This window comes from Bacillus sp. FSL M8-0256 (assembly GCF_038005765.1).
Lineage (GTDB): Bacteria > Bacillota > Bacilli > Bacillales > Bacillaceae > Bacillus > Bacillus safensis.
This window is the reverse complement of sequence record NZ_JBBOTU010000001.1, coordinates 99,743-125,103: the sequence shown is the minus strand read 5'-3', so window position 1 is coordinate 125,103 and position 25,361 is coordinate 99,743. Positions and strand designations below refer to the sequence as shown.

At 43.8% G+C, this 25,361-nt stretch carries 24 protein-coding genes, 3 rRNA genes and 2 other annotated features; all 27 genes read right to left on the bottom strand.

The annotated features are described in order from the left end of the window. Window positions 1-7 precede the first annotated feature (7 nt). Complete coding sequence (locus NSQ76_RS00685) at window positions 8-613, bottom strand: class I SAM-dependent methyltransferase (RefSeq protein ID WP_024425591.1); 606 nt, start codon at window positions 611-613, stop codon at window positions 8-10. Between the two features lie 96 nt (window positions 614-709). Further along, complete coding sequence (rplL, locus tag NSQ76_RS00680) at window positions 710-1,075, bottom strand: 50S ribosomal protein L7/L12 (protein ID WP_008345418.1); 366 nt, start codon at window positions 1,073-1,075, stop codon at window positions 710-712. Window positions 1,076-1,123: 48 nt separating this feature from the next. After that, entirely contained in the window at window positions 1,124-1,624 is a 501-nt protein-coding gene (gene rplJ, locus NSQ76_RS00675) for a 50S ribosomal protein L10 (protein WP_024425590.1), read from the bottom strand. A 69-nt stretch (window positions 1,625-1,693) separates the two neighbouring features. Continuing rightward, window positions 1,694-1,834, bottom strand: a sequence feature (ribosomal protein L10 leader region). 49 nt (window positions 1,835-1,883) lie between these two features. Continuing rightward, entirely contained in the window at window positions 1,884-2,582 is a 699-nt protein-coding gene (gene rplA / locus NSQ76_RS00670; protein WP_017359164.1) for a 50S ribosomal protein L1, read from the bottom strand. Window positions 2,583-2,681: 99 nt separating this feature from the next. After that, entirely contained in the window at window positions 2,682-3,107 is a 426-nt protein-coding gene (gene rplK / locus NSQ76_RS00665; protein WP_003216956.1) for a 50S ribosomal protein L11, read from the bottom strand. A gap of 171 nt (window positions 3,108-3,278) precedes the next feature. Then, window positions 3,279-3,812: a transcription termination/antitermination protein NusG gene (gene nusG, locus NSQ76_RS00660; RefSeq protein ID WP_003217197.1), complete on the bottom strand. Its 534-nt coding sequence runs from the start codon at window positions 3,810-3,812 to the stop codon at window positions 3,279-3,281. A gap of 171 nt (window positions 3,813-3,983) precedes the next feature. Then, window positions 3,984-4,160 carry a preprotein translocase subunit SecE gene (gene secE, locus NSQ76_RS00655; RefSeq protein WP_008345422.1) on the bottom strand — a complete coding sequence of 59 codons (177 nt, stop codon included), beginning with the start codon at window positions 4,158-4,160 and terminating at the stop codon, window positions 3,984-3,986. Between the two features lie 34 nt (window positions 4,161-4,194). Further along, window positions 4,195-4,344, bottom strand: coding sequence for a 50S ribosomal protein L33 (gene rpmG / locus NSQ76_RS00650; RefSeq protein WP_008356502.1), 150 nt, complete (start codon window positions 4,342-4,344; stop codon window positions 4,195-4,197). Between the two features lie 76 nt (window positions 4,345-4,420). Continuing rightward, window positions 4,421-5,077 carry an RNA polymerase sporulation sigma factor SigH gene (sigH, locus tag NSQ76_RS00645; RefSeq protein ID WP_008345424.1) on the bottom strand — a complete coding sequence of 219 codons (657 nt, stop codon included), beginning with the start codon at window positions 5,075-5,077 and terminating at the stop codon, window positions 4,421-4,423. A gap of 63 nt (window positions 5,078-5,140) precedes the next feature. Further along, window positions 5,141-5,653 carry a ribosome-dependent mRNA decay endonuclease Rae1/YacP gene (rae1, locus tag NSQ76_RS00640; protein WP_341051731.1) on the bottom strand — a complete coding sequence of 171 codons (513 nt, stop codon included), beginning with the start codon at window positions 5,651-5,653 and terminating at the stop codon, window positions 5,141-5,143. 2 nt (window positions 5,654-5,655) lie between these two features. After that, window positions 5,656-6,405 carry a 23S rRNA (guanosine(2251)-2'-O)-methyltransferase RlmB gene (rlmB, locus tag NSQ76_RS00635; protein WP_024425588.1) on the bottom strand — a complete coding sequence of 250 codons (750 nt, stop codon included), beginning with the start codon at window positions 6,403-6,405 and terminating at the stop codon, window positions 5,656-5,658. Then, on the bottom strand, window positions 6,389-6,820 hold the full coding sequence (locus tag NSQ76_RS00630; RefSeq protein ID WP_024425587.1) for a Mini-ribonuclease 3: 432 nt from the start codon (window positions 6,818-6,820) through the stop codon (window positions 6,389-6,391). The genes rlmB and NSQ76_RS00630 overlap by 17 nt, the downstream gene beginning before the upstream one ends. A 3-nt stretch (window positions 6,821-6,823) precedes the next feature. Next, window positions 6,824-8,224 (bottom strand): cysteine--tRNA ligase, encoded by a 1,401-nt coding sequence (gene cysS, locus NSQ76_RS00625; protein WP_327823282.1) that lies wholly within the window; start codon window positions 8,222-8,224, stop codon window positions 6,824-6,826. Next, window positions 8,221-8,874 (bottom strand): serine O-acetyltransferase, encoded by a 654-nt coding sequence (cysE, locus tag NSQ76_RS00620; RefSeq protein WP_024425585.1) that lies wholly within the window; start codon window positions 8,872-8,874, stop codon window positions 8,221-8,223. Before cysE ends, cysS begins: the two co-directional genes overlap by 4 nt. Window positions 8,875-8,956: 82 nt before the next feature. Continuing rightward, window positions 8,957-9,187, bottom strand: a binding site (T-box leader). Then, entirely contained in the window at window positions 9,187-10,638 is a 1,452-nt protein-coding gene (gene gltX / locus NSQ76_RS00615; protein ID WP_267542902.1) for a glutamate--tRNA ligase, read from the bottom strand. (Overlaps the previous feature by 1 nt.) A 94-nt stretch (window positions 10,639-10,732) precedes the next feature. After that, window positions 10,733-11,209 (bottom strand): 2-C-methyl-D-erythritol 2,4-cyclodiphosphate synthase, encoded by a 477-nt coding sequence (gene ispF, locus NSQ76_RS00610; RefSeq protein WP_003216928.1) that lies wholly within the window; start codon window positions 11,207-11,209, stop codon window positions 10,733-10,735. A gap of 3 nt (window positions 11,210-11,212) precedes the next feature. Beyond that, window positions 11,213-11,902 (bottom strand): 2-C-methyl-D-erythritol 4-phosphate cytidylyltransferase, encoded by a 690-nt coding sequence (gene ispD / locus NSQ76_RS00605; protein WP_024425583.1) that lies wholly within the window; start codon window positions 11,900-11,902, stop codon window positions 11,213-11,215. Window positions 11,903-11,915: 13 nt separating this feature from the next. Next, the gene (locus NSQ76_RS00600) at window positions 11,916-13,016 is read right to left on the bottom strand and encodes a PIN/TRAM domain-containing protein (RefSeq protein WP_024425582.1); all 1,101 of its coding nucleotides are present in this window, start codon (window positions 13,014-13,016) and stop codon (window positions 11,916-11,918) included. Window positions 13,017-13,169: 153 nt separating this feature from the next. Continuing rightward, window positions 13,170-14,249 carry a DNA integrity scanning diadenylate cyclase DisA gene (gene disA / locus NSQ76_RS00595; RefSeq protein WP_024425581.1) on the bottom strand — a complete coding sequence of 360 codons (1,080 nt, stop codon included), beginning with the start codon at window positions 14,247-14,249 and terminating at the stop codon, window positions 13,170-13,172. A 2-nt stretch (window positions 14,250-14,251) separates the two neighbouring features. After that, complete coding sequence (gene radA / locus NSQ76_RS00590; RefSeq protein ID WP_034621518.1) at window positions 14,252-15,631, bottom strand: DNA repair protein RadA; 1,380 nt, start codon at window positions 15,629-15,631, stop codon at window positions 14,252-14,254. A 93-nt stretch (window positions 15,632-15,724) separates the two neighbouring features. Then, window positions 15,725-18,160: an ATP-dependent protease ATP-binding subunit ClpC gene (gene clpC, locus NSQ76_RS00585; RefSeq protein WP_007496263.1), complete on the bottom strand. Its 2,436-nt coding sequence runs from the start codon at window positions 18,158-18,160 to the stop codon at window positions 15,725-15,727. Next, on the bottom strand, window positions 18,157-19,248 hold the full coding sequence (locus NSQ76_RS00580) for a protein arginine kinase (RefSeq protein WP_024425579.1): 1,092 nt from the start codon (window positions 19,246-19,248) through the stop codon (window positions 18,157-18,159). The genes clpC and NSQ76_RS00580 overlap by 4 nt, the downstream gene beginning before the upstream one ends. Window positions 19,249-19,252: 4 nt before the next feature. Then, complete coding sequence (locus NSQ76_RS00575) at window positions 19,253-19,810, bottom strand: UvrB/UvrC motif-containing protein (protein WP_024425862.1); 558 nt, start codon at window positions 19,808-19,810, stop codon at window positions 19,253-19,255. 14 nt (window positions 19,811-19,824) lie between these two features. Continuing rightward, window positions 19,825-20,289 (bottom strand): CtsR family transcriptional regulator, encoded by a 465-nt coding sequence (locus NSQ76_RS00570; RefSeq protein WP_003217184.1) that lies wholly within the window; start codon window positions 20,287-20,289, stop codon window positions 19,825-19,827. Between the two features lie 177 nt (window positions 20,290-20,466). Further along, a 5S ribosomal RNA gene (rrf, locus tag NSQ76_RS00565) occupies window positions 20,467-20,582 on the bottom strand. Between the two features lie 61 nt (window positions 20,583-20,643). Then, a 23S ribosomal RNA gene (locus NSQ76_RS00560) occupies window positions 20,644-23,574 on the bottom strand. 182 nt (window positions 23,575-23,756) lie between these two features. Continuing rightward, window positions 23,757-25,305, bottom strand: a 16S ribosomal RNA gene (locus tag NSQ76_RS00555). The 16S, 23S and 5S rRNA genes sit together here, the layout of an rRNA operon. Window positions 25,306-25,361 lie beyond the last annotated feature (56 nt).

Below are 25,361 nucleotides of genomic sequence, written 5' to 3'. Positions count from 1 at the left end.
AACTGCGTCAAACTTTTTTAGCTTTGATGATATAGTAGCCCTTTTTTTTCAGCACAACCTCGACTTCTCCAAAGAGCTGCTCTAATTTTTCAATCGCAGATGGCCCACCTTGCTTTTTCTGAATAACCACCCACAACTCACCTTCCGGCAATAAATGATCAGCACTTTTTTCAAAGATCGCATGTACAACTTTCTTCCCTGCCCGTATTGGGGGATTGGTCAGTATAGAGGCAAAAGCAGCTGAGGAATGAACATTCGAGAACAAATCACTTTGATAGATGCGAACATTATCAATGCGATTATGTTTAGCGTTTTCCTTTGAAAGTTCGACTGCTCTTTCGTTCACATCAATCATATGAATGGTACGGCTAGTCATTTCGTTTGCTAACGATAAGCCGATCGGTCCATAACCGCAACCGACATCTAAGACATCGCCATCCAAGTCAGGTTCTTCGAAAGCTTCAATTAAAAGCCTTGAACCAAAGTCGACTTCTTTCTTAGAAAACACTCCACTGTCACTTGTAAAAGTAAAGGTACGGTTTCTCAAGGTGAAGTCCCATGTCTGTTTATTGCTTTTCACTGATGGCTTTTCCGTATAATAGTGGTCACTCATGGTGAATGGACCTCCTCTGGATTCAATCGTTTCAGGAGATTAGAAAAGAAAAAGCCCGCCAGTAAAAGCGAGCTTTCCCAAAAGATTAGGCGAAGATTACTTAACTTCTACAGAAGCGCCAACTTCTTCAAGCTTAGCTTTAAGTTCTTCAGCTTCTTCTTTAGCAATACCTTCTTTAAGTGGTTTTGGAGTGTTGTCAACAAGTTCTTTAGCTTCTTTCAAGCCAAGACCAGTGATTTCACGAACCACTTTGATAACTTTGATTTTTTGGTCTCCAGCACCAGCAAGTACTAGATCAAAATCAGTTTTTTCTTCAGCAGCAGCACCGCCACCAGCAGCTACAGCTACAGGAGCAGCAGCAGTTACGCCAAATTCTTCTTCGATTGCTTTTACTAAGTCGTTTAACTCAAGTACAGTTGCTTCTTTAACTGAAGCAATGATTTCTTCGATATTTAAAGCCATTTGTAATTCCTCCATTTTAAGTTTTTTTACGTAAACGTAAAGTACGCATTAAGCGCCTTGTTCTTCTTTTTGATCTGCAACTGCTTTAGTAGCAAGAGCAAGATTACGAACTGGAGCTTGAAGAACGCTAAGCAACATAGAAAGTAAGCCTTCGCGAGACGGAAGTTCCGCAAGAGCCTTCACTTCTTCTACAGTCGCTACGTTTCCTTCGATGACACCAGCTTTGATTTCTAAAGCTTCGTGGCTTTTCGCAAATTCGTTGATGATTTTCGCAGGTGCGATAACATCTTCGTTACTGAATGCGATAGCGTTTGGACCTGTTAAGAAATCGTTTAAACCCGTTAGTTCAACTTGTTCAACTGCACGGCGAGTCAAAGTGTTTTTGTAAACTTTGAATTCTACGCCAGCTTCACGAAGCTGTTTACGAAGTTCAGTCACTTCAGAAACTGAAAGACCGCGGTAATCTACAATGACAGTAGACATACTATCTTTAAATTTAGAAGTAATTTCATCAACGACAACTTTTTTAGTATCGATTGCATTGCTCATGGTTACACCTCCTGTACATTCTTTGTGTAACACTTATACCGATCAGGCCATCACGTTCCTAACGAACGGTTCTCCATATAAAAAGCCTCCACTAAGACATGGAGGCTGTATATACAAGCATACGTTAACGTAAGACTGTGACATATACACCTCGGCGGGTTAATTAAGCCATAAGGCCCCTGCTGTCTACGGTATAAATGGACATTATTCTATTTTACAACATTTTGATATTATCAAAATGGTTGTCATAAGTCAAGAATTATTTTGCAGAGAAAGAAGATGGATCCACTTTCACGCCAGGGCCCATAGTAGATGTAACAGAAACGTTTTTCACGTATACACCTTTAGCCGCTGCAGGTTTTGCTTTAAGGATTGTGTCATAGATTGTTGCAAAGTTCTCAACAAGCTTTTCGTCCTCGAAAGAAACCTTTCCGATTGGCGCGTGGATGTTACCAGCTTTATCAACGCGGTATTCTACTTTACCAGCTTTGATTTCATTGATTGCTTTTTCAACTTCGAACGTTACAGTTCCTGTTTTAGGGTTTGGCATAAGACCTTTTGGTCCAAGTACACGACCGATCTTACCAACTTCACCCATCATGTCAGGTGTCGCAACGATTACATCGAATTCGAACCAGCCTTGTTGGATTTTAGTGATATAATCAGAATCTCCAACGTAGTCTGCTCCAGCAGCTTCTGCTTCTTTTGCTTTTTCGCCTTTAGCGAACACAAGAACGCGTTGAGTTTTACCAGTTCCGTTAGGAAGTACAACTGCACCGCGGATTTGTTGATCGTTTTTACGAGGGTCTACGCCCAAACGAAAAGCAACTTCTACAGTCGCATCAAATTTAGCTGTATTTGCTTTTTTTGTAAGAGAAACAGCTTCAGCTACATCATACGCTTTAGTACGATCGATCAGCTTAGCAGCTTCTACATACTTTTTACCTTTTTTAGCCATTATAAAAATCCTCCTTATGTGGTTTTAGCGGAATAACCTCCCACGAATAAGGGTTGCGAACTTGTCAAAACCAAACTCGCAACCCAACAAGACAAAAAATTAATCTTCGATGACAATACCCATACTGCGTGCAGTACCTTCAACCATGCGCATAGCTGATTCAACGCTAGCAGCGTTTAAGTCAGGCATTTTTGTTTCCGCGATTTCGCGTACTTTATCACGCTTAACAGTTGCCACTTTATTACGGTTAGGTTCACCAGAACCAGACTCAATACCAGCTGCTTTTTTAAGTAAAACTGCAGCAGGTGGAGTTTTAGTAATAAATGTAAATGAACGGTCTTCAAAAACCGAAATTTCAACAGGAATGATAAGACCAGCTTGGTCAGCTGTACGAGCGTTAAACTCCTTACAGAATCCCATGATATTAACACCGGCTTGACCTAGTGCAGGTCCAACTGGTGGAGCTGGGTTAGCTTTTCCAGCAGGAATTTGCAATTTAACAACTTTAACTACTTTTTTAGCCACGAGACACACCTCCTTAAAGTCCGTGATGTGGTAATAGGGGAATCCCCCTCCCACTCAACAACTTCATTCTTTATATGAATGACGAAATAACTAGCTAGCGATCTTGAGTGAACTCAAGACGTACCTTTGCTATATTACCACTTCTATACACTCATTTCAAGCTCTTTTAAATTACAATTTATCGATCTGCGTGAACTCAAGTTCAACAGGTGTTTCTCTACCAAACATATTAACGAATACTTTGACTTTGCTTTTATCGTAATCAATTTCTTCAATCGATCCAGTGAAGTTAGCAAATGGTCCATCGATGACCTTAACTGTTTCTTTCAGTTCAAAGTCGATTTCTGTTTTGCGTTCTTCAAGACCCATTCTCTTCAGAATGGTTTCGGCTTCGCCTGGCAGCAGTGCAGTCGGCTTTGAGCCTGATCCAGCTGATCCAACGAATCCAGTGACACCTGGTGTATTACGAACAACATACCAAGAGTCGTCAGTCATCACGATTTCCACTAGGACATAGCCAGGGAATACTTTCTTTTTGACAACTTTTTTCTTACCATTTTTAATATCCGTTTCTTCTTCTTCCGGTACGACGACGCGGAAGATTTTATCCTGCATGCCCATTGATTCAACACGCTTTTCCAAATTCGCTTTTACTTTGTTTTCATAGCCAGAGTACGTATGCACAACATACCAATTCTTTTCCATTTTCGTTCAGGACTATTTAGTCCTTCCCTCCCCACATTTCATAATGTCTATTTGACGAATCTCGAGTAACGGTAAATATTTTCAAGCAATTGAAAAAACCCGTAAAACGGGTTTTTTGGCAAGTCATATTATGATCTATTATAGCACGTTCAGCAGACCATTATTCAAGTATTAATGAATTAATTCGATTAATTGTGAGATTCCTATATCAAGAAAAGAGAAAAAGATGGCAAAGAATACGACTGTTAAAATAACAGTGATTGTGTAGCGGACCATTTCGTTCTTCTTTGGCCAGCTGACCTTTTTCATTTCTTTTCCGACACTTTTTAAGAAACTGATAATACGCATGTAAAAGACCTCCACAGATTAAAGAACGCAAATCTTACTTCGTTTCTAAATGTGTTTTATGTGAATTACAAGTCTTGCAATATTTCTTAACTTCTAATCTTTCAGCTGCTGAAGCAACACTTTTCATTGTCGTATAATTGCGGCTTCCGCAGTCTTTACAGGCTAGAGTAATCTTTTTCCTCATATTTACACCTATTTTCTCGACATCATTTCATTAGTACCTTATCACAGTGTCGAAAAAGCTGTCAATATAGGTTTGATTAGAGACTAATCTCGCGAAGCTCTAAATATTTCTCTAATTTTCTCTTTACTCTTTGGAGTGCGTTATCAATTGATTTCACATGACGGTTTAAATCTTCCGAAATCTCTTGATAGGATCTGCCATCAAGATACAGCACAAGTACCTTTCTTTCCAGCTCGCTTAGCAGTTCACCCATCTTCATTTCGATATCATCAAATTCTTCTTTGCTAATGATTAAGTCTTCTGGGTTAAGCGCTTTAGCACCGGAAATGACATCTAATAATGTTCTGTCCGATTCTTCATCGTAGATCGGCTTGTCTAATGATACATAGGAATTTAACGGGATATGTTTTTGGCGAGTAGCTGTTTTAATTGCGGTGATAATTTGGCGGGTAATACATAATTCTGCAAAAGCCTTAAATGAAGTAAGCTTGTCCTCTCTGAAATCGCGGATAGACTTATAAAGTCCGATCATCCCCTCTTGGACAATGTCCTCTCGATCCGCTCCTATCAAGAAATAAGATCTTGCTTTCGCACGTACAAAATTGCGGTATTTCGTTATTAAATAATCTAGCGCATCACTATCTCCGACATGAACCCTTTCAATGACTTGTTCATCTTCCAACTGGCAAAATTGCTCTCTGATGGACTTACCCTTGCTGTTGTTTAGATTCACTTCGATCCCCCCGACCGCACCTAGATAGAAATATTATACATTAATGGTTGGAATATCGTCAAGCTATTCCAGATTCCCGCGCCGCCATTTTTCAAACGTTTTCAATACATCTTCTGACAATTCAATCTTAGATGCTGGTTTATCAGAAGTAATCTTTTTGACCCTCGTTTCAATCTTTCGTTCTATCACTTCAATCTCTCTTAAAAGCTCACGAGCCGACTTCCGAAGAGCTCCTTGTCCAAAAATAGCCCATTGTTCCGTAAAATCTGAGGTTGCCACATGAATTTGCGTCCGGATATTATTCAAAACCTGCGCCAGCTTTTCAATCCGCTCATCCGCCGTTTCATTCTCTCTCGTAAAGATGACCTCTACTCGGTGGTTAGTCCGCTTTTTTTCAATTCCTTTGACCATATGGGCATCGAATACGACAATGACTCGATACCCTGTGTAGGCTTGATATTCTGCTAAATGTTGAATCAGCACGTCTCTGGCTTCTTCAAAGCTGTTTTCCTTTAAGTGCTGCAGCTGAGGCCATGCACCTATCATGTTGTATCCATCGACTAAGAGGATATCCATCTCTATTCTCCTAACGGATAACGTTTTCGATACACTTCATACATCAATAGACCAGCCGCAACTGATGCGTTTAACGAAGTAACCTTCCCGGCCATAGGCAGTTTAATCAGAAAATCACACTTTTCTTTAATCAATCGGCCAATTCCTTTTCCTTCACTGCCAATCACAAGAGCCAGCGGCATTGTGCCATCAAATTGTCTGTAATCCTGTTTAGCAGACGCATCTGTTCCCGCAACCCAGATTCCTCTTTCTTTCATTTCATCAAGGGCTCTTGAAAGATTGGTCACTTTTGCAACAGGAATATGCTCAATTGCTCCAGTGGATGCCTTAGCAACTGTTGTTGTTAGACCGACCGCTCTCCTTTTCGGAATGACAATCCCATGTGCACCTACAGCATCTGCCGTACGCATAATAGATCCTAAATTATGCGGGTCTTCAATTTCATCTAAAATCAGAAAGAAAGGCTGTTCATTCCGCTTTTCAGCGATTTGATACAGATCGTCCAATTCTGCATATTCATATGCTGCTACTTGTGCAACGATTCCCTGGTGCTGACCTGTAACCATTTGATCAAGCTTTTTCCTCGGAACATACTGAATGGTGATATTTTGCTTTTTAGCGAGTTCAATGACCTGCTGGGCTTGTCCTTTTACAGTGTTTTCCGCCATCCAGAGCTTGTATAACTCCCGATCTGACTTCAGTGTCTCAATCACTGCATTTTTCCCAATGACATAATCATGTTGCTGACTCATTTGTCTTCCTCCCTGACGTTCCGATTTCAATCGCCTGACCAATCAGCTCTTCTAAGCGTTCGTCCTGCTTTTCGATAAATAAATAACCCATAAGCGCTTCAAACGCTGTACTATAACGATACGTTTGAACGTCTGTGTTTTTAGGCACTGTGCCTGATTTTGCGTTTCTTCCTCTTTTCAGCACCGCTTCTTCTGCTTCAGTGAAAAAGCCTTGCTGCTGAAGCGTAAATAAAATAGCAGCCTGTGATTTAGCTGAAACAATTTTGCTTGCTCGTTTGTGCAGCTCATTTGGTTTTGTCGCCCCCGTTTGGAGGAGGTGATGCCTCACATATACTTCAAAAATGGCATCACCCATATAAGCCAGCGCAAGTCCGTTCAGCTGTTTACCGTCTTTCAGCTTTTCAAAATTCAACATTGCCTATTCTCCTCTTTTCCAACGAGTACCTTGAGGAGTGTCCTCCAACACAATATTCATGTTCTTTAATTGATCACGAATTTGATCAGATAGGGCAAAGTCACGATTTCTTCTAGCTTCATTGCGTTTTTCAATTAACGCTTCTACCTCTTCGTCAAGCGTGTGCTTTTCTTCTAATGAGAAGCCGAGAACAGACGTAATTTCTTGGAACAAGCCGATAAATGCCTTGATCACTTCCTCCGAAGTATGATCATTTTCCATATAATAATTCGCCTGTTTCGCTAATTCGAATAAAACAGAGATCGCATTTGCCGTATTGAAGTCATCATTCATTTCAGAAACAAATGTCGCACGCTGATCTTCAATTTTTTCCAGCCATTCAGTATTGTCTTCCGTGATATTCGTGCTGCTCTCAAGACGGTGATGTAAGTTCGCATACGATGTCTTGAGTCGGTTAAACGCACTCTTTGTACTTTCTAATAAATCCATTGAGTAGTTAATTGGGTGGCGATAGTGAACCGACAACATAAAGAAGCGGAGCACATCAGGATCTTGTTCTTTCACAATGTCATGCACGAGCACAAAGTTGCCAAGTGATTTTGACATTTTCTCATTATCGATATTAATATACCCGTTATGCATCCAATATTTCGCAAAAGGCTTCCCTGTCAAAGCCTCAGATTGGGCAATTTCATTCTCATGGTGAGGGAATGTTAAATCCTGTCCGCCAGCATGAATGTCGATCGTATCACCTAAATATTTTTTGACCATTGCCGAGCATTCGATGTGCCAGCCTGGGCGTCCTTTGCCCCACGGGCTATCCCAAGAGATTTCCTGATCCTTTGCAGCCTTCCAAAGGGCAAAGTCCAGCGCATCTCGTTTCTTTTCACCTACACGAATACGAGCACCCGTCTTCAGTTCGTCAATTGATTGGTGAGAAAGCTTTCCATAGCCTTCAAATGAGCGTGTGCTGTAATACACGTCACCATCTGCTTCATAGGCGTAGCCTTTTTCAATCAATGTCGCAATAAACGCAATGATATCATCCATGTTTTCCGTCACTCGCGGGTGAAGGTCTGCTTTTTTGCAGCCGAGCGCACTGACGTCTTCAAAGTAGGCTTGGATAAAACGATCAGCAATTGTCGGCACATCTTCTCCGAGTTCATTGGCTGCCTTGATGAGTTTATCATCCACATCTGTAAAGTTTGATACAAAGTTCACATCGTAACCGCTGTATTCTAAATACTTACGTACAGTGTCATAAACAATAGCAGGTCTAGCATTCCCGATATGAATGTAGTTATAAACGGTTGGTCCGCACACATACATCTTGACCTTTCCTGGCTCAAGCGGGACAAATTCTTCCTTCTTACGTGTCAATGTATTATAAATATTGATTGTCATGATTGTTCTTCCTTTCTGCTCAATGAAGCCAGCTCACCTTTTAGCTTTTCCATTTCTCGTTCCAATTCTTTAAAACGATCGGAAACTGGATCTGGCAAATCTTGATGGTTGAGATCACGATTGATTTTCTTTCCATTTTGAACGACCACTCGCCCAGGTATACCTACAACAGTGGAATGGTCTGGGACGTCTTTTAACACGACTGACCCTGCACCAATCTTGGACCCTTTTCCAACCGTGATAGAACCAAGCACCTTGGCACCTGTCGCAATGAGGGCATCATCTAAAATGGTCGGATGCCGCTTTCCCTTTTCTTTCCCTGTTCCCCCTAATGTCACGCCTTGGAAAACAGTGACGTTGTCTCCAATTTCACATGTTTCCCCGATCACGACGCCCATGCCGTGATCAATGAAGAACCGCCTGCCAATGGTTGCCGCCGGATGAATTTCCACCCCTGTGAAAAAGCGGCTGACCTGAGAAATGATCCGCGCAATAAAATACAGCTTCCGCTTATAAAATGCGTGCGCAATACGGTGAGCCCAAATCGCATGAAGCCCTGAATAAGTTAGCACTACTTCAATATAGCTTCTAGCAGCAGGATCTTGATCAAACACAGTATCAATATCTTCTTTCAGCATTTTGAAAAACACATGCTCCCCCCGTTCTTCCCCATGAATCTCTCTTAGGACTTGCTCTCTTTTTTTGGACAAATAAAAAACGCCTCTGCCAAATGACAGAGACGTTTTGAAAACGCGGTTCCACTCTGTTTAGAAAGCTACTTATCTTTCAGCCTTCTCAACTTAATCCCATAACGGAGGGTACCGCCCTTGCATACTAACGTACGTGTTCCTCAAGGGTCTTGAGGGTGCATTTCCAATGTCTGCCCATAAGTCTCTTTCAGCCGGTGGAGACTCTTTCTGTGATGGACGAGTACATTGTACTTCTCCCTCGCAACGATTTCCTTATATTTGTTTAATGCGGTTTAATACCGTTTCTTTACCTAGTAATTCAATACTTTGCGGAAGTTCTGGGCCATGCATTTGTCCTGTGACAGCCACACGAATCGGCATGAATAGTTTCTTGCCTTTATGCCCTGTTTCTTTTTGTACCGCTTTAATGGCAGCCTTGATTTCATCAGGTGTGAAAGACTCAAGCTGTTCAAGCTGACCTGCAAAAGATGCCATCACTTCTGGTACTTGCTCCTCTGCTAGAACTTCCTTTGCCTCTTGATTATACTCAATTTGCTCCTTAAAGAACAACTCTGTTAACTCAACAATTTCTGCTCCGTAGCTTAATTGTTCGTGATACAGAGAAATAAGCTTGCGTACCCACGTGTTTTCTTCTTCAGTCAGCTGCTCACTTACCTTGCCTGCTTTTTGAAGATGCGGAAGTGTTAGTGCCACAACCTGATCAAGATCAAGTGCTTTCACGTATTGGTTGTTCACCCATTTTAGTTTATGCATATCGAATAGAGCTGGTGACTTAGAAAGTCGGTTTACATCGAAAATGTCGATGAATTGCTCTTTTGTAAACAGTTCTTCTTCGCCTACTGGAGACCATCCAAGTAATGCAATGAAGTTAAACAGGGCTTCAGGTAAATAGCCTAAATTCTTATATTGCTCGATGAATTGAATAATTGATTCATCACGTTTACTTAATTTCTTGCGGTTCTCGTTCACAATCAACGTCATATGTCCGAATAGCGGAACCTCCCAGCCAAATGCATGAAAAATCATGATTTGTTTAGGGGTATTTGAAATATGATCTTCTCCGCGAAGAACGTGAGTCATTTTCATCAAATGATCATCCACGGCTACGGCAAAGTTATAAGTTGGCGTGCCATCTTTTTTCACAATAACAAAGTCACCAATGCCGTCTGTTTCAAATGAAATTTCACCTTTGACCATGTCGTCAAATTTGATGATTTCTCCTTTTGGCACTCGGAAGCGGATGCTTGGCTCTCTTCCTTCAGCAATCAGTTTGTCCTCTTCTTCTTTTGATAAATGACTGCATTTACCAGAATATCGAGGCATTTCACTGCGGGCGATTTGTGCTTCACGCTCTGCCTCTAGCTCTTCTGCCGTACAATAGCACTTGTACGCCAAGTCCTTCTCTAACAGCTCGTCATAATATTTTTTGTAAATATCATTACGTTCTGATTGTCTATAAGGACCGTAACCGCCATCTTTATCAATGCTCTCATCCCAATCAATACCGAGCCATTGCAGGTGGCGAAGCTGGCTTTCCTCCCCGCCTTCTACATTACGCTTTTGGTCCGTATCCTCGATTCGAATAATAAATTTGCCGCCTTGGCTGCGTGCGAACAAATAGTTGAAAAGAGCCGTTCTAGCATTCCCAATATGTAAATGACCAGTTGGACTCGGTGCATAACGAACACGCACTTCATTTCCCATGAGTTTAACTTCCTTTCATCTGCATCATGTTGTCTGACACCAATTTTTTATAAACGTATTTTATCATCAAAACCTATTCTCATCAAAATGGATTTTACTTTTTCTGAAGAAGCACTGTTGCCTGAGAGGCAATTCCTTCTCCTCTTCCTGTAAATCCGAGTTTCTCTGTCGTTGTTGCTTTGACATTCACCTGTGTGACATCTGCCTCAAGCGCTTCTGCAATTTTCTCACACATTGGTTGAATGTAAGGTGCCATTTTTGGCTTTTGCGCCATGATGGTGCAGTCAATATTCACAAGTGTGTAGCCCTTTTCTTTCACAAGTGCCCACACATGCTGCAATAATTTAAAAGAATCTGCATCCTTAAACTCAGGATCTGTGTCTGGGAAATGTCTGCCGATATCTCCTTCAGCAATCGCACCCAGGCATGCATCTGCCACTGTGTGAAGCAGTACGTCAGCATCTGAATGCCCTAGCAGTCCCTTTTCATAAGGGATGGTGACCCCGCCGATAATTAGAGGTCTTCCCTCTGTTAATTGATGTACATCAAAGCCTTGTCCTATTCTCAACATGATCTAGTACCCTCTTTCCGCATCCATAATTGCCTTGGCAACCAATAAATCATCCGGTGTTGTCAGCTTAATATTGGTATAGTCTCCTTGGACAATATACACATTCTCACCTTGTAATTGTTCAACAAGACTGGCGTCGTCTGTTCCAAGGAAGCCTGTCCGCTCCGCATATTCATGCGCCTCTTTTAAAATAGAATGACGAAAAGCTTGTGGGGTCTGGACTGCCCACAAGCTCTGACGTTCAATGGTTTGTTCCACTTTGCCTTCTTGAACGCGTTTGATTGTGTCTTTCACTGGTACCGCTACAACTGCGGAGCCTTTTTCAATCGCCGCTTTAACGAGCAAGTCAATCTGTGTATGCTTAATAAAAGGCCTTGCCCCATCATGAACAAGCACGATGTCCGCATCTTTCACAGCCTTTAATCCTTCGTATACACTTTGCTGACGTTCTTCACCGCCAGTGACAAGTGAAACAGGCGTTTGAAAAGCGTGTACCTTGAGTAGCCTTTCAAAGTCTTGACGCTCCTCTTCATTGATCGCTAGGATCATTCGTTTGCATTGCGCATGAGCGTCAAACACCTTTAGTGTATGAATGATGACCGGCATTCTTTTCAGCTCAATAAAAAGCTTATTGCGGCCGGCCTTCATTCGTTTCCCCTGCCCCGCAGCCGGAATAACTACTTCATAATACATGTTCGTTCTCCCTTTAGAGCGCCTTCTCCAGAAGTTTTGGCTTCGCAAAAATCATTCTTCCAGCAGCAGTCTGCAGCACACTTGTGACGAGCACGTCAATGTCTTTTCCAATGTAATTGCGTCCTTCCTCGACCACAATCATCGTCCCGTCATCTAAGTAAGCAACACCTTGGTTATGCTCTTTCCCATCTTTGATGACCTGTACCTTCATTTCTTCCCCAGGCAGTACAACCGGTTTAACGGCATTGGCTAGATCATTGATGTTTAACACTGCTACTTTTTGAAGTTCGCATACTTTATTTAAATTAAAATCATTGGTCACAACAACACCTGAAGTTAATTTCGCCAGCTTCACAAGCTTGCTATCAACCTCTTGAATGTCTTCGAAGTCACCTTCGTAAATTTCAACTTTGATATCCAATTCTTTTTGAATACGATTTAAAATATCAAGACCTCTTCGGCCTCTATTTCTCTTTAATACATCTGAAGAGTCTGCAATATGCTGTAATTCCTCGAGTACAAATTGAGGAATGACCATGACACCTTCTAAGAATCCAGTTTGGCAAATATCTGCGATTCTTCCATCAATGATAACACTTGTGTCTAAAATTTTCAGCTTTTTATCTTCTATTTCAGGTTCATCATCAGCTGCTCCTTTTTTCTTTGTGACCTTTGCAGATCGGGAGAACAGCCCTATCATTTCATCCTTCTTCTTAAAGCCTACCTGAAACCCAAGGTATCCTAAAAAGAAAGCCAGGAAAATCGGAATAATGGTACCAAAAATATGATATGGGATATTGTTTAGCGGGATCACGTTTACAATAAGATATGCTAGAATAAGTCCAAATACTAATCCGAAACTTCCAGATATAAGATCAGGAAGAGGCGCCTTCAATAGAGAATCCTCGATCCATTTCACCCAATTTACCACATAACCTGTGCACCATTTACCAATGATGAAGAACACAACGGCTCCTATTAGTGCTGAAGAGTAAGCATTTGTTATGAAAGGTATGTCCTTTACATTTAAAAGCAGAAATAACTCTGGAATGATAAAAATCCCCACAACTGCACCCAAAATGATAAAAAACGCCTGAACGATTCTTTTTAACATACCTTCACCTCCTTTATTTTTCATCTGTCAATCCACCTTCATCTGACATTGATATATGTTTAAGTTTCCTATCATGAGCAACAGAAAACAAAACCATCATTAATATACCCATATTCATCCATTTTTAACCGTAGTAGAGGAAAATTTCTCTTCTTAAAGCTGACGGTCGATATAATGTTTTTCTTGTAACCTTTTTAATCCTTTTTTTATCTTTTTCGCTCTTACTTCTCCAATTCCTTCTACTTCATCCAATTCTTGTACATCTGCTTCCATAATTCGATCTAGCACACCGAATGCTTCAACCACATTTTCGACGATTGGCATTGGCAGTCTAGGGATTTTATGGAGCAATCTGTATCCTCTTGTGTACACATATTCGTCAATATTTGTAGAAGCTGGATATCCAAGTAACTTGTACAGAATGGAATCATCTAAAAGCTCAAAGCTCGACATATCTTGAAGTTGTTTAAGCAGCACATACGGATCTTTAATCTTTTCTTTCACGTAATCTTTAATAAATAAAGCCGCTTCCTGCTCCATATCTGTAATCAATTCATTGACCTGCAGACGGATCAAGTGTCCCTCTGTTCCAAGCTCTTTGATATACATATTGATTTCATTTTTGATTCTGAGTACCATTTCGTAGCGGTGCAGCACGGATAATACATCACCAAAGGTCACAAGCTCTTCGAATTCTAGGGCGCTTAACGCAGAAATGGCATGATCTAAAATCGTTTTATATTTCTCAAGTGTTTGAATGGCTTGATTAGCCTTTGTTAAAATAAAGCCAATATCTTTCAGCGTATAACGACGATTCCCTTGGTATAAGGTAATGACGTTCCTCCGTTCAGAAATAGCAATAATTAAGCAGCCTGTCTGCTTTGCTACACGTTCAGCCGTCCGGTGCCTCATGCCTGTTTCCGATGAATGAATGGTTGCATCTGGCATCAGCTGTGTATTCGCATACAAGATTTTTTGACCAGAATCGCTAAGAATAATGGCCCCATCCATCTTCGCCAATTCATATAAATGTGCTGGGGAGAAGGCTGAATTAATGTGAAATCCTCCATCTACCACACTCTTTACTTTGTCATTATAACCAACTACAATGAGCCCGCCAGTATTGGCTCTCAGGACGTTTTCAATCCCTGCCCGCAGAGGTGTTCCTGGTGCCACAAACTGTACAATATCTAAGAGATCGAGTTCTCTCGCTCCTTTTTTCTCTTTTTCCATTTCTATGATCCCCCTAGTGAAATTCGAAGTGCCTCCGCTACATTTTCTACACCAACTAACTCAATCCCTCTCGGCTTTTTCCATCCGTCTAGATTCGCCTGAGGAATAAACATTCGCTTAAATCCTAGTTTTGCAGCTTCCTGCACTCGCTGTTCAATTCTTGATACTCTTCTGACTTCTCCCGTCAGACCGACCTCTCCTATAAAGCAATCCGCTTGATGCGGCGCTGCATCTTTAAAGCTTGATGCAATACTGACGGCAATAGCTAAGTCAATCGCCGGTTCGTCAAGCTTCACACCGCCTGCGACCTTTAAATAGGCATCTTGGTTTTGCAGCAGCAGCCCCACGCGTTTTTCTAAAACTGCCATGAGCAGCGATACTCGATTATGGTCAAGGCCAGTGGCCATTCTTCGCGGATTCCCAAAGCTTGTCGGGGAAATTAACGCCTGTATCTCGACAAGTACGGGTCTTGTTCCTTCCATTGAGGCAACAACACACGAACCAGATACACCTGCCGACCGCTCTTCTAAAAAGATTTCTGATGGGTTTAATACTTCCGTGAGCCCTTCCTCTCTCATTTCAAAAATTCCCAATTCATTCGTTGAACCAAATCGGTTTTTGACCGCCCGTAAAATACGAAACGTATGATGACGCTCGCCTTCAAAATAAAGAACTGTGTCCACCATATGCTCTAAAAGGCGTGGACCTGCGATCGAGCCTTCTTTGGTCACGTGACCAACGATAAAAATAGGAATACCATTTGTTTTGGCAATCTTCATCAGCTGCGCTGTACATTCTCTAACTTGAGATACAGAGCCGGGAGCTGACGTAATATCGCTTTGATAAACGGTTTGAATCGAATCCACCACAACAAACGCAGGTTTCATCTCCTGTATAGCAGACGTTATATACTCCATATCGGTTTCAGCCAAAACATGTAAAGAGGTGCTTTCAATGCCAAGGCGGTCCGCTCTTAGCTTCGTTTGTTTAATGGACTCCTCACCAGATATGTATAACACATTCTGATTTTTGTCTGAGAGCTGTGCTGATACTTGTAATAACAATGTGGACTTCCCAATCCCAGGATCTCCGCCGATGAGAACAAGAGAACCTTTGACAATTCCACTTCCTAATACTCGGTTAAATTCTTCTAAATTTGTTTTAATTCGGGGTTCTTCGGATGTTTCAATTGCAGATATAGGTGAAGGTTTTTGAATGGTTTGAACAGAATGATTAAAAGCACTTCGACGGTTTGCCGGCTCTTTGCGAACGACCTCTTCTGTCATACTGTTCCACGTGCCGCAGCCTGGACATTTCCCCATCCATTTGGCTGACTCATAACCGCACGATTGGCATATAAATTTTGATTTTGTCTTAGCCATAGATTGAAGAATACAACTCCTTATACTGGTCAGAAAATAAGTAAAGGGAGGCATACACCTTACTGGTATGCCTCACACTTTTTTCTTACTATATTAGTTCGTAGCAGCCGTCGCTTTTACGACAATTTCTCCATCTTCCACATCTAATACGATATGTTGACCTTTTTCAATATTGCCCTTCAGAAGCTCTTCAGAAAGTCGATCTTCCACGTGCTTTTGAATCGCTCTTCTTAACGGACGCGCACCGTACTCAAGATCAACACCTTCGTCAGCTATCTTCGCTTTTGCTGCTTCCGTCAATTCAATTGATAGGTCTTGTTCTTTTAATCGTTTTGTCAATTGATCAGACATGAGAGACACGATCTCTTTGAGATGTTTCTTCTCAAGCGAGTGGAAGACAATGATTTCATCAATACGGTTGATAAACTCAGGTCTAAACGCACGTTTCAACTCGCCCATCACTTTGCCTTTCATATCCTTGTAATTTTGACTTTCATCCTGCACGTTAAAGCCAACATATTTATTGCGCTTCAGCTCACTAGCTCCAACGTTTGATGTCATGATCAAAATCGTATTTCTAAAGTCAACGGTACGCCCTTTAGAATCAGTCAGACGACCATCTTCTAACACTTGCAGTAAGATATTAAATACATCTGGATGCGCCTTTTCAATCTCGTCTAAAAGAACGACAGAATAAGGTTTTCTTCTCACTTTTTCAGTCAGCTGTCCACCTTCATCATAGCCCACATAGCCTGGAGGTGACCCAACAAGTCTGGATGTAGAGTGTTTCTCCATGTATTCAGACATATCAATACGGATCATTGCTTCTTCATCACCGAAAATAGACTCAGCGAGTGCTCTTGCAAGCTCTGTTTTACCAACCCCTGTTGGACCCAAGAAGATAAAGGAGCCGATTGGACGTTTTGGATCTTTCAGGCCAGCACGTGCACGTCTCACCGCTTTCGCTACAGCGACAACGGCTTCATCCTGCCCGATCACACGAGAGTGGAGCAATTGTTCCATATTTAGAAGCTTATCTGTTTCCGTCTGAGCAATTTTCGAAACAGGTACTCCCGTCCAGCTGGAGACAACCATTGCGATATCATCTACAGATACCTCTGAATTCTCTTGTCCCTGCTTTTCTTTCCATGATTTCTTTGTCACTTCTACTTTTTCACGCAAACGCTGCTCTGTATCACGAAGAGAAGCTGCTTTTTCAAATTCTTGACTTTGAACAGCCGCATCTTTTTCCTTGCGTACTTCATCCAGCTTTTGCTCTAGTTCTTTTAGGTTAGGCGGTGTTGTGAACGAACGTAAACGGACTTTCGAACCTGCCTCATCAATTAAATCAATCGCCTTATCTGGAAGGAAACGGTCAGAAATATAACGGTCAGATAGCTTCACCGCCGCCTCAATCGCTTCATCTGTAATAGACACACGGTGATGTGCTTCATACCGGTCTCTAAGTCCTCTTAAGATTTGAATACTTTCATCAACAGACGGCTGATCTACTTGAATTGGCTGGAAACGTCGTTCAAGCGCAGCGTCCTTTTCAATGTATTTACGGTACTCATCTAACGTTGTCGCTCCAATACATTGAAGCTCACCACGTGCTAAGGATGGCTTCAAGATATTAGACGCATCAATCGCGCCCTCTGCTCCACCAGCACCAATGAGTGTATGAAGCTCGTCGATAAAGAGAATGATATTTCCTGCCTGGCGAATTTCGTCCATCACTTTTTTCAAACGATCCTCGAATTCACCACGATATTTCGTCCCAGCTACAACAGTTCCCATATCCAGTGTCATCACTCGTTTATCGCGCAGGATTTCAGGCACTTCGTTATGAATAATTTGCTGTGCAAGACCTTCTGCGATGGCTGTTTTACCAACACCAGGCTCACCAATCAGCACGGGGTTATTTTTTGTTCTTCTACTTAGGACCTCAATGACACGTTGAATTTCTTTGCTTCGGCCAATGACAGGGTCCAAGCTGTCCTCTTTTGCGATAGCTGTCAAATCTCTTGCCAAGCTATCTAGTGTTGGTGTATTTGCATTGCTATTAGAGCCTGCCGCAGATGCACCGGTTTCATTGCTTCCAAGCAGCTGCAGGACTTGCTGACGTGCTTTATTTAAGCTCACTCCGAGGTTATTTAAGACACGGGCAGCGACACCCTCTCCCTCACGAATAAGACCTAATAGAATATGTTCTGTCCCTACATAGGAATGACCTAGCTTTCTTGCTTCATCCATTGAAAGCTCAGTGACCTTCTTCGCTCTAGGCGTATAATGAGGAATAGCTTGAGACACCTCTTGCCCTCTTCCAATCAAGCTTTCGACTTCTTTTTGGATTTTATCTGAAACAAGGCCCAGTGCTTCTAACGCTTTGGCAGCGATGCCCTCACCTTCACGTACAAGGCCAAGTAAAATGTGCTCAGTACCTATGTTTTTATGGCCTAGGCGAATGGCTTCTTCTTGTGCAAGTGCTAATACCTTTTGAGCTCTTTCAGTGAATCTTCCAAACATCATATCGTTTCATCCTCCTGTCCATTCCTATGCATTTCTAAGCGCAGCCTTTCTCTAATAATCGCTGCTCGTTTTATATCTCGTTCATTTGGCTCTAAGGCTCCTCCTGAATATTGTTGAAGGAAGCCGGGCTGAGTCAAAATCATGAGTTCATTCAGTATATTACTTGAAAGCCCCTTAATGATACCTAAATCAATTCCAAGCCGCACATCTGACAAACACTTTGCAGTTTCCTTTGATTCAATCATACGACAATTGGCCAAAATCCCTAAGGAACGGTACACTCTGTCCTCAAGTTCAATTTTAGATGTTTGATATAAAGCCTTTCGTGCAGATCGCTCTTGTTCAATGAGCTGAGCGGTCACACTATTCAAGTCATCTACAATGTCTTCTTCTGATTGACCAAGTGTCATTTGATTTGATATTTGAAAGATGTTTCCTATTGCTTCGCTGCCCTCACCATAAATTCCTCTGACCACAAGACCTAATTGATTAATGGCCGGAATAATCCGATTCATTTGTCTTGTGAGCGCTAATGCTGGTAAATGCATCATGACCGAAGCCCTAATACCTGTACCTACATTGGTCGGACAGCTTGTTAAGTATCCTCGCTTTTCAGAAAACGCATAATCCACTTGCTCTTCAATCCAGTCATCTACCTGATTAGCCGCTTTTAGTGCATTGGCTAGCTGAAAACCTGGGAATAAGCATTGGATTCGAATATGGTCTTCTTCATTCAGCATCACACTGATTTCTTCATTTTCAGAAAGCAAACAGCCGCCAAATCTTGATTCAGCTAAATTGGGGCTAATCAAATGCTTTTCAACAAGTACCCTCTTTGCTAAAGGCTGCGTTTCATTCATTCGAATCAGAACAAAGTTTCCAATGTCCTTCACTTCCTGGCTAGCAAACTTTTGTTCGAATTGCTGGAGAACAGCTTCAGCTTCAGCTTGAGAAAACTGAGTTGGGAAACGAACATGCTCTAGATTGCGAGCTAGCCGGATACGACTGCTTAGAACAATGTCACTTTCTGGTCCTTTTTGTTTCATCCACTGACTTAGAGCGTCTTGAATAAAATGCTGGAGCGACATGTCGTTAATCTCCCTCCCTCTGCTGAGATTGCTCATGCTCTAATGCACGAATTTGATCTCGAACTTCCGCTGCCTTTTCGAACTCTTCTTGTTCAATCAGCTGCTTCAGCTCTTGCTGCATTAACTCAAGTTTCCGGCGAACATGCAGGCTGCCGGCAATTCGTTTTGGGACTTTTCCATTATGGACTGTATTTCCACTATGGACTTTCCGTAAAACAGGGTTCAGATACTGATCAAATGTACGATAGCATTCTGCACAGCCAAATCGGCCTGTTTTTCTGAACTGCTGAAAGGTTAAGCCACACTTAGGACATTGATCCACTTCTTTCGCTTCTTGAAAAATAGACGAGCCCTTGTTAGCACTTGTGGTGAAGCTAGGATCAATATTCAATAAGCCTGATAATAAGTTGTGAATCGAGAAACCTTGGTTTCCACTCATAGCATATGAATCACTGTTTTCTTTTGCACATTGTTCACATATGTGCATTTCTTGTTTTTCTCCATTTATAACTTTCGTAAAGTGAAAAGTGGCTGGTCTCTCATTACATTCTTGACAAATCAATCTTTTCACCCGCTTTACTTTAATTTCAAAGCATTTAACATCGCTTTCATCATCCGAGCACGCAGTTCATCACGTTCAGGTAAATCAATATGCAATACAGAACGGTCCATGACACTAATCATCATCTTAGCTTCTCTTTCAGATAAAATGTTATTTTCAACAAGACGCATGATGATATGATCAGATGCAGCCTGTGATAAACGATGATATATTTGGGAAATAATGTTGTTCAATAAGTCGACTTCATCATTCATTTTGACTTTAATGATGCGGATATAGCCACCGCCGCCACGCTTACTTTCAACGATATAGCCTCTCTCGCTCGTAAAGCGTGTATTGATAACATAGTTAATTTGTGAAGGTACGCATTGAAATTTATCTGCAATTTCATTGCGCTTAATTTCTAATATTTCTCGACCGTTCTGATCCAAGACTTCCTTCAAATACTGCTCGATGATATCAGAAATATTTTGTGCCACTCCGCCTCCTCCTCCATTGACTTTGACTATATTTGACTTTAATCTTACTATAAATTTTTTCGATCGATTTTTCAAGATAATCGCTCAACTAACAATATTATTTCCACATTTATATGGTATCAAACCTCTCAAAAACACAAAAAAGACCAGTTCCGACTGGAACTGATCTTTATAGAAGCTTGGCGGCGTCCTACTCTCACAGGGGGAAACCCCCAACTACCATCGGCGCTGAAGAGCTTAACTTCCGTGTTCGGTATGGGAACGGGTGTGACCTCTTCGCTATCGCCACCAAACCTGATGGAGAGAATGTTCTCTCAAAACTAGATAACAATGTTCATGTTTCACAATAGAATATAGGTTAAGTCCTCGATCTATTAGTATCTGTCAGCTCCACGTGTCACCACGCTTCCACCTCAGACCTATCAACCTGATCATCTTTCAGGGATCTTACTTCCTTGCGGAATGGGAAATCTCATCTTGAGGGGGGCTTCATGCTTAGATGCTTTCAGCACTTATCCCGTCCGCACATAGCTACCCAGCGATGCCCTTGGCAGAACAACTGGTACACCAGCGGTGCGTCCATCCCGGTCCTCTCGTACTAAGGACAGCTCCTCTCAAATTTCCTGCGCCCGCGACGGATAGGGACCGAACTGTCTCACGACGTTCTGAACCCAGCTCGCGTACCGCTTTAATGGGCGAACAGCCCAACCCTTGGGACCGACTACAGCCCCAGGATGCGATGAGCCGACATCGAGGTGCCAAACCTCCCCGTCGATGTGGACTCTTGGGGGAGATAAGCCTGTTATCCCCGGGGTAGCTTTTATCCGTTGAGCGATGGCCCTTCCATGCGGAACCACCGGATCACTAAGCCCGACTTTCGTCCCTGCTCGACTTGTAGGTCTCGCAGTCAAGCTCCCTTGTGCCTTTACACTCTGCGAATGATTTCCAACCATTCTGAGGGAACCTTTGGGCGCCTCCGTTACATTTTAGGAGGCGACCGCCCCAGTCAAACTGCCCACCTGACACTGTCTCCCTGCCCGATAAGGGCAGCGGGTTAGAAGGTCAATACAGCCAGGGTAGTATCCCACCGATGCCTCCACCGAAGCTAGCGCTCCGGTTTCCAAGGCTCCTACCTATCCTGTACAAGCTGTACCAACATTCAATATCAGGCTGCAGTAAAGCTCCACGGGGTCTTTCCGTCCTGTCGCGGGTAACCTGCATCTTCACAGGTACTATAATTTCACCGAGTCTCTCGTTGAGACAGTGCCCAGATCGTTGCGCCTTTCGTGCGGGTCGGAACTTACCCGACAAGGAATTTCGCTACCTTAGGACCGTTATAGTTACGGCCGCCGTTTACTGGGGCTTCAATTCGCACCTTCGCTTACGCTAAGCGCTCCTCTTAACCTTCCAGCACCGGGCAGGCGTCAGCCCCTATACTTCGCCTTACGGCTTCGCAGAGACCTGTGTTTTTGCTAAACAGTCGCCTGGGCCTATTCACTGCGGCTTCTCGGGGCTTTAACACCCTAAGAAGCACCCCTTCTCCCGAAGTTACGGGGTCATTTTGCCGAGTTCCTTAACGAGAGTTCTCTCGATCACCTTAGGATTCTCTCCTCGCCTACCTGTGTCGGTTTGCGGTACGGGCACCTCTCACCTCGCTAGAGGCTTTTCTTGGCAGTGTGGAATCAGGAACTTCGCTACTAAATTTCGCTCGCCATCACAGCTCAGCCTTCACGGGAAACGGATTTGCCTATTTCCCAGCCTAACTGCTTGGACGCGGATATCCAATACCGCGCTTACCCTATCCTCCTGCGTCCCCCCATTGCTCAAATGGTGAGGAGGTGGTACAGGAATATCAACCTGTTGTCCATCGCCTACGCCTTTCGGCCTCGGCTTAGGTCCCGACTAACCCTGAGCGGACGAGCCTTCCTCAGGAAACCTTAGGCATTCGGTGGACGGGATTCTCACCCGTCTTTCGCTACTCATACCGGCATTCTCACTTCTAAGCGCTCCACCAGTCCTTCCGGTCTGGCTTCACAGCCCTTAGAACGCTCTCCTACCACTGTTCGTAAGAACAGTCCGCAGCTTCGGTGATACGTTTAGCCCCGGTACATTTTCGGCGCAGAGTCACTCGACCAGTGAGCTATTACGCACTCTTTAAATGGTGGCTGCTTCTAAGCCAACATCCTGGTTGTCTAAGCAACTCCACATCCTTTTCCACTTAACGTATACTTTGGGACCTTAGCTGGCGGTCTGGGCTGTTTCCCTTTCGACTACGGATCTTATCACTCGCAGTCTGACTCCCAAGGATAAGTCATCGGCATTCGGAGTTTGACTGAATTCGGTAACCCGGTAGGGGCCCCTAGTCCAATCAGTGCTCTACCTCCGAGACTCTTACCTTGAGGCTAGCCCTAAAGCTATTTCGGAGAGAACCAGCTATCTCCAGGTTCGATTGGCATTTCACCCCTACCCACACCTCATCCCCGCACTTTTCAACGTGCGTGGGTTCGGGCCTCCATTCAGTGTTACCTGAACTTCACCCTGGACATGGGTAGATCACCTGGTTTCGGGTCTACGACCACGTACTCATGCGCCCTATTCAGACTCGCTTTCGCTGCGGCTCCGCATCTTCTGCTTAACCTTGCACGGGATCGTAACTCGCCGGTTCATTCTACAAAAGGCACGCCATCACCCGTTAACGGGCTCTGACTACTTGTAGGCACACGGTTTCAGGATCTATTTCACTCCCCTTCCGGGGTGCTTTTCACCTTTCCCTCACGGTACTGGTTCACTATCGGTCACTAGGGAGTATTTAGCCTTGGGAGATGGTCCTCCCGGATTCCGACGGAATTTCACGTGTTCCGCCGTACTCAGGATCCACTCTGGAGAGAACAACATTTCAGTTACAGGGCTGTTACCTTCTTTGGCGGGCCTTTCCAGACCTCTTCGCTTATATCGTTCCTTTGTAACTCCGTATAGAGTGTCCTACAACCCCAAGAGGCAAGCCTCTTGGTTTGGGCTGTTCCCGTTTCGCTCGCCGCTACTCAGGGAATCGCATTTGCTTTCTCTTCCTCCGGGTACTTAGATGTTTCAGTTCCCCGGGTATGCCTTCTCATACTCTATGTATTCAAGTATGGATACTACTCCATTACGAGCAGTGGGTTTCCCCATTCGGAAATCTCCGGATCAAAGCTTGCTTACAGCTCCCCGAAGCATATCGGTGTTCGTCCCGTCCTTCATCGGCTCCTAGTGCCAAGGCATCCACCGTGCGCCCTTTCTAACTTAACCATTTCTTACTTTAGAAAGAATCACTATGTGTGATGAACTTTGCATTGCATTCAATGTGAATGTATTACTTATTGTTATCTAGTTTTCAAAGAACAATCCTGTCTCGCTAGAGACATGTTTTGAAGGAATGATCCTTCAAAACTAAACAAGACGAAAACGTACGCTGCTCCATATATCCTTAGAAAGGAGGTGATCCAGCCGCACCTTCCGATACGGCTACCTTGTTACGACTTCACCCCAATCATCTGCCCCACCTTCGGCGGCTGGCTCCATAAAGGTTACCTCACCGACTTCGGGTGTTGCAAACTCTCGTGGTGTGACGGGCGGTGTGTACAAGGCCCGGGAACGTATTCACCGCGGCATGCTGATCCGCGATTACTAGCGATTCCAGCTTCACGCAGTCGAGTTGCAGACTGCGATCCGAACTGAGAACAGATTTATGGGATTGGCTAAACCTTGCGGTCTTGCAGCCCTTTGTTCTGTCCATTGTAGCACGTGTGTAGCCCAGGTCATAAGGGGCATGATGATTTGACGTCATCCCCACCTTCCTCCGGTTTGTCACCGGCAGTCACCTTAGAGTGCCCAACTGAATGCTGGCAACTAAGATCAAGGGTTGCGCTCGTTGCGGGACTTAACCCAACATCTCACGACACGAGCTGACGACAACCATGCACCACCTGTCACTCTGTCCCCGAAGGGAAAGCCCTATCTCTAGGGTTGTCAGAGGATGTCAAGACCTGGTAAGGTTCTTCGCGTTGCTTCGAATTAAACCACATGCTCCACCGCTTGTGCGGGCCCCCGTCAATTCCTTTGAGTTTCAGTCTTGCGACCGTACTCCCCAGGCGGAGTGCTTAATGCGTTAGCTGCAGCACTAAGGGGCGGAAACCCCCTAACACTTAGCACTCATCGTTTACGGCGTGGACTACCAGGGTATCTAATCCTGTTCGCTCCCCACGCTTTCGCTCCTCAGCGTCAGTTACAGACCAGAGAGTCGCCTTCGCCACTGGTGTTCCTCCACATCTCTACGCATTTCACCGCTACACGTGGAATTCCACTCTCCTCTTCTGCACTCAAGTTTCCCAGTTTCCAATGACCCTCCCCGGTTGAGCCGGGGGCTTTCACATCAGACTTAAGAAACCGCCTGCGAGCCCTTTACGCCCAATAATTCCGGACAACGCTTGCCACCTACGTATTACCGCGGCTGCTGGCACGTAGTTAGCCGTGGCTTTCTGGTTAGGTACCGTCAAGGTGCGAGCAGTTACTCTCGCACTTGTTCTTCCCTAACAACAGAGCTTTACGATCCGAAAACCTTCATCACTCACGCGGCGTTGCTCCGTCAGACTTTCGTCCATTGCGGAAGATTCCCTACTGCTGCCTCCCGTAGGAGTCTGGGCCGTGTCTCAGTCCCAGTGTGGCCGATCACCCTCTCAGGTCGGCTACGCATCGTCGCCTTGGTGAGCCATTACCCCACCAACTAGCTAATGCGCCGCGGGTCCATCTGTAAGTGACAGCCGAAACCGTCTTTCATCCTTGAACCATGCGGTTCAAGGAACTATCCGGTATTAGCTCCGGTTTCCCGGAGTTATCCCAGTCTTACAGGCAGGTTACCCACGTGTTACTCACCCGTCCGCCGCTAACATCCGGGAGCAAGCTCCCTTCTGTCCGCTCGACTTGCATGTATTAGGCACGCCGCCAGCGTTCGTCCTGAGCCAGGATCAAACTCTCCGAAAAAGTACAAAACCGAAGTTTTGCTTTTCGCCAGTTTAACTGACTACCTATGAAGTATC